This window comes from Pseudomonas sp. Ps21-P2 (genome assembly GCF_039672565.1).
Lineage (GTDB): Bacteria > Pseudomonadota > Gammaproteobacteria > Pseudomonadales > Pseudomonadaceae > Aquipseudomonas.
Map to the genome: position 1 here is coordinate 769,690 of NZ_JBDFPL010000003.1, position 8,566 is coordinate 778,255.

Below are 8,566 nucleotides of genomic sequence, written 5' to 3' on the forward strand. Positions count from 1 at the left end.
GCCAACGGTCGCCGCCGCTTCTTACTCCTTCCGTTCAAGGACGATAACCCATGGCACAGAGCTCCTCCCGTTTGCTTCGCCGCCTCAACCCTTTCTGCGCCCAGGCCCTGAGTGCGGCCGCGACGCTTTGCCAAAGCCGGGGCCACGGCCACATCACCATCGAGCACTGGCTGCTGAAACTGCTGGGGCAGGGCGACGGCGATCTGGTGCTGATCGGCCGGCGTTACGAGTGGGACATCGAAGCGCTGTGGACCGGCTTGCTCGACCACCTCGACCGCCTGCCGCGCAGTGTCCAGGCCAAGCCGCAGCTGTGCGACAAGTTGCAGCGGCTGATCAAGAACGCCTGGGTGCATGCCTCGCTGGACGAGGACAACGAGCAACTGCGCTCCGCCCACGTCCTGGCGGCGCTGATCGAAAGCCCCGACTTGCTGGCGTGCGTAGAGGCCTGGCCGTTGCTGAGTTTGAGCGAGGTGCAGTTGCGCCATTTGCTGCCGTATTTGGACGAGCATTCCGATGAGCGTGCGCAAACGGGGCAGGGGTTGGATGTTGCTCCCGATGCTGTGCCCGTGGATTCGATGACGACTGCTGCGGACAACCCTGTGCTGACAAGATTTACCCAGGACATCACCGAGAAAGCGCGCAACGGCGAGATCGATCCTGTGCTGGGCCGTGACGACGAGATTCGTCAGGTTATCGACATCCTCAGCCGTCGGCGCAAGAACAACCCGATTCTGGTGGGCGAGCCGGGCGTCGGCAAAACCGCGCTGGTCGAAGGGCTGGCCCTGCGCATCGTCGAAGGCAACGTGCCGGCCAGCCTCAAACCGGTCAGCGTACGGACACTGGATTTGGGGCTGTTGCAAGCCGGCGCCGGGGTCAAGGGCGAATTCGAACAGCGCCTCAAAGATGTGATCGAGGCCGTGCAGCAGGCCGAGCACCCGGTGCTGCTGTTCATTGACGAAGCCCACACGCTGATCGGCGCGGGCAATCAGGCGGGAGGCGCCGATGCCGCCAATCTGCTCAAACCCGCCCTGGCCCGAGGTGAACTGCGCACCATCGCCGCAACCACCTGGAGCGAATACAAGCAGTACTTCGAGCGCGATCCGGCGCTCGAGCGGCGCTTCCAGACGGTCAAGGTCGATGAGCCGGATGACGCCACCGCGATGGTCATGCTACGCGGGTTGAAGGCCCGCTACGCCAGCCACCACGGCGTGCACATCGTGGACGCCGCAATCCAGGCCGCGGTGGTGCTGTCGCGCCGCTATCTGCCCGGCCGCCAGTTGCCGGACAAAGCCGTCGACCTGCTCGATACCGCCAGCGCCAGGGTGCGCATGAGCCTGGATTGCGAACCCCAGGCGCTGATCGCGAGCAAGGCCCGGCAGTCTGCGCTGGAGCAGGAACGTCAGGCGCTGCAAGACGATCAGCGCATTAACAACGGACGCAGCGTCGATGAGCGTCTGGCGGCCATCGACGAGCAGCTGTTATCCCTGAGTGATGAGCTGGCGCGACTGCAGGACCAGCATGCCAACGAACTCGATCTCGCGCAGACCTTGCTCGCGGCCCGCCATGGCGAGGTCTTCGACGCCGACATCTGCGCGGATCTGCAGGCCCGGCTCAAGGCGGTTCAGGGCGACGCACCGCTGTTGTCGCTGGACGTTGACGATCGCAGCGTCGCCCAGGTCATCGCCGACTGGACCGGCGTGCCCCTGAGCAGCCTGCTCAAGGACGAACAGGCCAGCCTGCTGACGCTGGAGCAGTCGTTGGCATCCCGCGTCATCGGGCAGGACCGCGCATTGACGGCGCTGGCTCAACGACTGCGCGCTGCGAAAACCGGACTGACCGAAGAAGACGCCCCGCTGGGCGTATTCCTGCTGGTGGGCAGCAGCGGGATCGGCAAGACCGAAACCGCCCTGGCGCTGGCCGACACCCTGTTTGGCGGCGAGAAATCGCTGATCACCCTGAACCTGTCTGAGTACCAGGAAGCCCACACCGTCAGCCAGCTAAAAGGCGCGCCGCCGGGTTACGTCGGCTACGGACAGGGCGGGGTGCTCACCGAAGCGGTGCGCCAGCGACCCTACAGCGTCGTGCTGCTGGATGAAGTGGAAAAGGCCCACCGCGACGTGCTCAACCTGTTTTATCAGGTCTTCGATCGAGGCTTCATGCGGGACGGCGAAGGGCGCGAAATCGACTTCCGCAACACCGTCATCGTCATGACTTCCAACCTGGGGAGCGACCTGCTGCAGGACTACCTGCTGGCGAACCCCGAAGCGCCCGACTGTGAAGCCCACGAGCAGCTGCGGCCGGTGCTGCGCGAGCATTTTCAGCCGGCGTTGCTGGCGCGTTTTCAGACGCTGATCTATCGACCGCTGCAGGCGTCTGCGCTCAAACGCATCGTCGCGCTCAAGCTGGGCAAAGTGGCGGAGCGGTTGCGCCGGCATTACGGGCTGGACTGCCGGATCGACGAGCGCCTGCATGATGCGCTGGTGGAGGCCTGCCTGCTCCCCGACAGCGGCGCGCGGAACATCGACAGCTTGCTCAATCAGCAGATTTTGCCGGTGCTAAGTCAGCAACTGCTGCAGCGCCAGGCCGCGCGATTGGCTACGCGGGGCGTGGTGCTGGGGCACTGCGAGGAGGAGGGCATCACCCTTGAGTTTGTCGGGGCCCTGGCTTCGGTGGAGGGTGAGTGATGAACGATTCCATTGGGGTGTTTTTCGACCATAGCCGTCACAAGCTCACCGTTCGTAACCTACCTCTGGCGCTGGATGTGCTGGCGTTTGAGGGCGAGGAGCGGTTGAGTCAGCCCTTTCATTACCGCGTGGAATTTACCTCGGTTGAGCGGGACATCGGCGCCGAGCGGATGCTCGGGCAGGATGCGCAGTTCAGTCTGCATGCGGCGCCGCATACGTTGCCGGTGGCGATTCGTGGCTTGGCGGTGCCTAAGGTTCAGGCGCTGCGGACGCTGCAGGGGGTGATTACCGGATTTAAACGGCTGTCGGGTTCTGCTGACGAGGCGCGCTATGAAGTGACGCTGGAACCGCGCCTGGCGTTGCTGGCGCGGGGGCGGCAGTTTCGGATTTATCAGCATCGGTCGGTGCCGGAGATTGTCGAGAGTATCTTCCGGTCGCGGCACGATTTTGAGGGGCAGGATTTTCTGTTTTCGTTGGTGCGGGAGTACCCGACGCGTGAGCAGGTGATGCAGTACGGCGAGAGTGATCTGGTTTTTATCTCGCGGCTTCTGGCGGAGGTGGGGATCTGGTACCGCTTCACTAACGATGAGCGATTGGGCATTGCGGTCGTCGAGTTTCATGATGATCAGCGGCATTACGTTCGCCCTCGGATCAGTTTGCCGTTCAGGCCTCAGTCGGGGTTGGGCAGCAGCGGGCAGGACGGGGTCTGGGGGCTGCAGGTCAGTCATGAGGTGGTGGAGCAGAGCGTTCATTTTTGGGCTTATCACTATCGGGATGCGAACGCCTGGCTGGATGGGGATGTGGATCAGACGCGGGGGGATTCCACGACCTATGGCGAGGCCCATCACTATGCCGAGCCGTACAAGGTGCTTGGCGACAAGCTGGATCAGGATGAAGATCTGCTCGGGGAAAGCGGGTTTTTCTATGGGCGGCTGCGTCATGAGCGGTATCTGAATGATCAGACGCGGCTGACCGGGATTAGCAGCAATGCGTCTTTGGGATTGGCGCAGGTGCTGGCGATTTCCGGCGGAGCGCCGCAGGCGTTTGAGCCGGGAGCGGTCATTACAGGACTGCAGCTGCGTGCGGCGCGGGATCGTAGTTTTGAGTTGAGCTTTGAGGCGATTCCTTATTCCGAGAGCGTGTGTTTTCGGCCGCCGTTGCTGGCGAAACCGCAAATAGCCGGGACTGTTCCGGCGCGGGTCACCAGTTCGCTGGCCAACGATCCGTATAGCCACATTGATAGTGAAGGCCGCTACAAGGTCAGCTTTTTGTTTGATCGCGACAGCTGGAAGTTGGGTGAGGAAAGTCTTTGGTTGCGCCTTGCCCGTCCGTACGCAGGCGATACCCACGGCCTGCACCTGCCACTGATCTGCGGGACCGAGGTGGCTGTTGCCTTTGAGCAAGGCGACCCGGACCGACCGTACATCGCCCATGCGCTTCATGACAGCCGACATCCTGACCATGTGACGCTGCTGCGCAGCGATTACAAACGCAACGTGCTGCGCACGCCGGCGAATAACAAATTGCGCATGGAAGATGATCGCGGCAAGGAACACATCAAACTCAGCACCGAACACAGCGGCAAGAGCCAGCTGAACCTTGGGCATCTGGTCGACAACGAGAAGGATAAGCGCGGCGAAGGCTTTGAGTTGCGCACGGATGGTTGGGGCGCGATTCGGGCGGGAAGGGGACTGTTTATCAGTGCGGAAGAACAGGCCAGGGCGCAGGGCAAGCAGCTCGACATGAGTGCTGCCGTCGGTCGATTGCAGAATGCAGCGGACCAGTTGGAACAAATCTCGGCCGATGCCGCCGTTAGCCAAGCAGATCTAGCGGACGTCCAAGCCCAACTCGATCTGCTCAAACAGGATCTGGACGCGCTCAAATCCTCGGTCCTGCTGCTCAGCGCCCCGGATGGTATTGCGCTGACCAGCGGCAAACATCTGCAACTGGCCGCGCAAGACAACCTGATGCTCAACGCGGGCGGCCACGCCGACATCAGCGTGGTCAAGAAAATGTTCATGGGTATCGGCCAGGGCTTGAGCGTGTTCGTGCGCAAGGTCGGCCTCAAGCTGATCTCCAACGAAGGCCCGGTGAGCATCCAGGCGCAGAACGATACGCTTGAACTGCTCGCTCGCCAGGGAATAAACATCACCAGCACCGAAGACGAAATCCACATCACCGCCAAGAAACGAATTGTCCTCAACGCCGGCGGCAGCTACCTCGCCATTGAGCGGTGCAGCATCGAATCCGGCACCGCCGGCGACTACCTGATCAAGGCCGCGCACTTCGACTTCAGACCGAAAGCCGCGCAGGAGGTTGAACTGCCGGCTCTGCCACCACTGTTGGATATCCCGCCTGAACTGCACGAGTTCTGGCCCAGCTTCAGCGGCGGCAACATTCACTACGAGCGGAGCATGATCAAGAATGCTGCGCCGGTTGAACAGCCCGAGACACTTGAGGAGGAAGAAGAGGAAGAGGAAATTACCGAAGGCATCACCTTGCGCATCGGGCTGTTTTTTGATGGAACGGGGAACAACCAGAGCAATGCGGCAGCGACCGCGCAATGTCGACAATCGGATTTGGACAGTTTCAGCCGTGAAGAGCTGGAGAGTATTGCGGCGACGTGCAAGCAGTATGGGTTTGGGGAGTTTGACGGGAGTGCGTTCAATAGCGCCCCGGGTAACAGTTACGGGAATGCGCCGAGTAATGTGGCGCATTTGTATGACTTGTATCCGGATAACAGCACGACTGCGCTTAACGCAGACCAAAAGGTTGCCTACATATCCATATACGTGGAAGGTATTGGCACTCGCGGCGGCGGGAAGGATGCCACGCTGGTTGGTCAAGGTCTCGGTCAGGGTGAGACGGGTGTTGTAGCGCGGGCGAGGCAGGTGCCGAATCTAGTAGCTAAGCAGATAGGGCTTCTACAACAAGCTAATCCTGGTGTTGCTATTCAAAGTATCGAATTCGATATCTTTGGCTTCAGCCGCGGCGCTGCCGCTGCCCGGCATTGCGCGAATGAAGTGCTCAAACCTGGTAGGGGATTATTCAACGAGGTGCTCATAGGAGGCCAGGCAGGGTTGTTAAATAACTTCGACCCAAGCACAGATGTTTGCATCAACCTGATTGGCCTGTTCGATACTGTCGCAGCTATGTCGACGCCTTCCCGTGGCGATTTCAGCCCAGGCAATGACATCAATATTGGCGTCAACCTTCACCTTCCGCCTGGATGTGCGCGAAAAGTCATTCAGCTGCATGCGCTCGACGAGTATCGCGCCAACTTCTCTCTCAATGAAGTGCACTTCAGTCATCTGCAGATCGGGATGCCAGGCGCGCACTCGGATATCGGTGGGGGCTATCTGCCGCGATCGCGAGAGAAATTGTGGATGATGAAACCTTGCAAGGTCAGCGTTCAGATTGGAAAAAAGGTTGAATCTCACCCGGGATGGGGTCGCGCGGAAGTGGAGGCGCAGCTGCTACGTGATTCCGGAGTGGCACGCGAAGGCTATATCGAAGTGAAAGCCTGGCCGGCGGCTGCCGCGCCTCGTGGCAAGAGTGAGCCGACGATACAGGATTACTGGATCACAGTGATCCTTGAGCGCCCGGTCCATGGTGACTTGGCGCTGATTGCCTTGCGAGTCATGCGCGAGTTAGCCGTGCGTAACGGGGTGCCGTTCAAGAACCTGGAAGAGCGTCCTGAGCTTAGAGTGCCAGACGAGCTCAGACCTATCGCCGAGCGAATTCTGCAGCAGGTGTTGGCTGACAGGTTTGTGAGACTTGATCCAGCGCAGGAATCATTGCTCCGAGCGCGCTATATCCATATCTCTGCTCACTGGACCCCAACTGGCCCGGCGTTTCTGAGCAAACCCGCGGGAATGATGCGCCGTGACAGGCACCCTGATGTCCCGCAAATAGGTTACCCAGAATGAAGCGCCTGCTTTGTCTCCTAGGCATGCTGCTCAGCCTCACTGCCTGCGCTAGCGGACCAAATCTGCCTTCAACTCCTAAGCTGCCATATCCTGCCTGGTACGTGGGATTGGCCGCTCCGCAGCATATGGAAGTATGGGTAGAAACTGTGGACGTGCTTGATCAACGCGGCCTCGCATTCTTTCGCGTACATGGTGGCGTCGCTGGCTATACCGGTAAGGCTGCGGGCTGGCATCGCGGAGGAGGAAAATCGAAACCTGTAAACAATGTGGATCTGCCTAATCACATTTTCCTGCGGTGGCAGTCACTTGTTGAGCCCCAGGCTTACAAGATCAAAATTCAAATACCTCAGTGGGTACGTGACGAAATGGTTCGGCCAGAGCGCGTGCTTTGCCAATGGAATCAGCAGTGGAAAACAGACTATCGAGAGATGATCACGCTGGGCATGGCCCCCGGCGGGATTGTCAAGCTGTGGGTAGGTGGCTCCTGCTTGGGCTTCAAAGAGGTAGGCCGCTTTCAGGCTGAAGTCGAACCACTTGGTCCCTATCGTGGCGCCAGCAAGGGCAAGTACGTTTCGCTCGAACCTGAGAACAAAGCCTACGTAGAGCAGCACGGTATCCCTTATGGCAGCTGGTGATTCGGCAATGAGTGCGTACAAGAACCTTCGCCTCATGCCACAGCTGCCTCAATTGCAGCTGCGTACATGGTGCTTAACCGAAGACTGGGCCTCCGGTATGAGGCGCTTGGTCTGCATAGTCGGTTTTTCACTCGCTCTCAATGCCTGCGCGAGTGGGCCAAGACTACCCCCAACCCCCAAGCTGCCCTATCCGGCTTGGTACGTAGGATTAGCCGCACCCAAGTATATGGAAGTCTGGGTAGAGACTGTGGACGTGCTTGATCAACGCGGCCTCGCATTCTTTCGCGTGCATGGTGGTGTCGCCGGCTATACCGGAAAAGCCGAGGGCTGGCACCAGGGAGGAGGCAAGTCGAAACCTGTAAATAACGTCGATCTGCCCGACCAGCTATTCCTGCGTTGGCAGTCACTGGTGGAGCCCCAGGCTTACAAGATCAAAATTCAAATACCGCAATGGGTCCGTGATGAGATGGTTCGACCCGAGCGTGTCATATGCCAGTGGAATAACAAGTGGAAAACCGACTATCGAGAAATGATTACTCTGGGCATGGCACCCGGCGGGATTGTTAAAGTTTGGGTTGGCGGATCTTGCCTGGGCTTCAAAGAGGTAGGCCGCTTTCAGGCCGAAGTCGAGCCTCGAGGTCCTTATCTGAACAATAAAGGACTGTATTACAGAGCCCCAAATCCAGCAGCACAGGCCTGGATTGATCAACACGGTATTCCCTATGGCAGTTGGCAATTCGGCCATGGGCATGACTGGCATGCGTCGCTACTCTCCGGCGGCATTAACTCCGGGCGGAGGACACTGCTATGTGGTAGCACGCCCATCGAATTGCGGTTCAACCACAACTGCAATTTACAAAACGCCCCGGCTTACATCTGTAAAGAGCAGGGACCAGCTGTTCGCCAGGCCCATTTACTGTCGCGCGCCGGTAAAAGTGCGGATGGACTTAACGGGCGCATCGCACCGTCATCGCAGGAGCGAATAACACTATGAATACTCAATTTGCCTGGCCGTTCGGATTGGAAGATACCCAGTCTCCGATACTGCCAACGCCCGACACCTTGCCGCCGCGTTCATCTGCCGACGCGCAGCGAGATGCCAACCTACTGCAACCCGTCCAAAACTGGAGCCATCCCTTCCGCGATAAACGCGATGTGCTCCAGCAACTGACCCACCTGGCAAATGCTGCGAGCGGCAGCTATCCCCTCGGCAGCAGCGGGCTCTGGCATGGCGGTGTGCATTTTGATGCGGGAACGGCGGGCACGCTGGACCAGTCGAGCGTGCACTGCATCGCGGACGGTGAAGTGGTGGCCTATC

General features: G+C 59.7%; 4 protein-coding genes and 2 pseudogenes. All 6 read left to right on the top strand.

From position 1 onward, the window contains the following. The first annotated feature begins 50 nt into the window (after positions 1–50). The gene (gene tssH, locus ABEH28_RS11000; RefSeq protein ID WP_346629924.1) at positions 51–2,684 is read left to right on the top strand and encodes a type VI secretion system ATPase TssH; all 2,634 of its coding nucleotides are present in this window, start codon (positions 51–53) and stop codon (positions 2,682–2,684) included. Beyond that, a pseudogene (gene vgrG, locus ABEH28_RS11005) lies at positions 2,684–4,981 on the top strand (type VI secretion system tip protein VgrG); the annotation flags it as partial. The gene tssH and the pseudogene vgrG, both read left to right, overlap by 1 nt. Positions 4,982–5,098: 117 nt before the next feature. After that, on the top strand, positions 5,099–6,613 hold the full coding sequence (locus ABEH28_RS11010) for a DUF2235 domain-containing protein (protein ID WP_346629947.1): 1,515 nt from the start codon (positions 5,099–5,101) through the stop codon (positions 6,611–6,613). After that, positions 6,610–7,248, top strand: coding sequence for a DUF2931 family protein (locus ABEH28_RS11015; protein WP_346629925.1), 639 nt, complete (start codon positions 6,610–6,612; stop codon positions 7,246–7,248). The genes ABEH28_RS11010 and ABEH28_RS11015 overlap by 4 nt, the downstream gene beginning before the upstream one ends. A 97-nt stretch (positions 7,249–7,345) precedes the next feature. Beyond that, positions 7,346–8,242: a DUF2931 family protein gene (locus ABEH28_RS11020; protein ID WP_346629948.1), complete on the top strand. Its 897-nt coding sequence runs from the start codon at positions 7,346–7,348 to the stop codon at positions 8,240–8,242. Further along, positions 8,239–8,566 (top strand): annotated as a pseudogene (locus ABEH28_RS11025) (hypothetical protein); the annotation flags it as partial. The gene ABEH28_RS11020 and the pseudogene ABEH28_RS11025, both read left to right, overlap by 4 nt.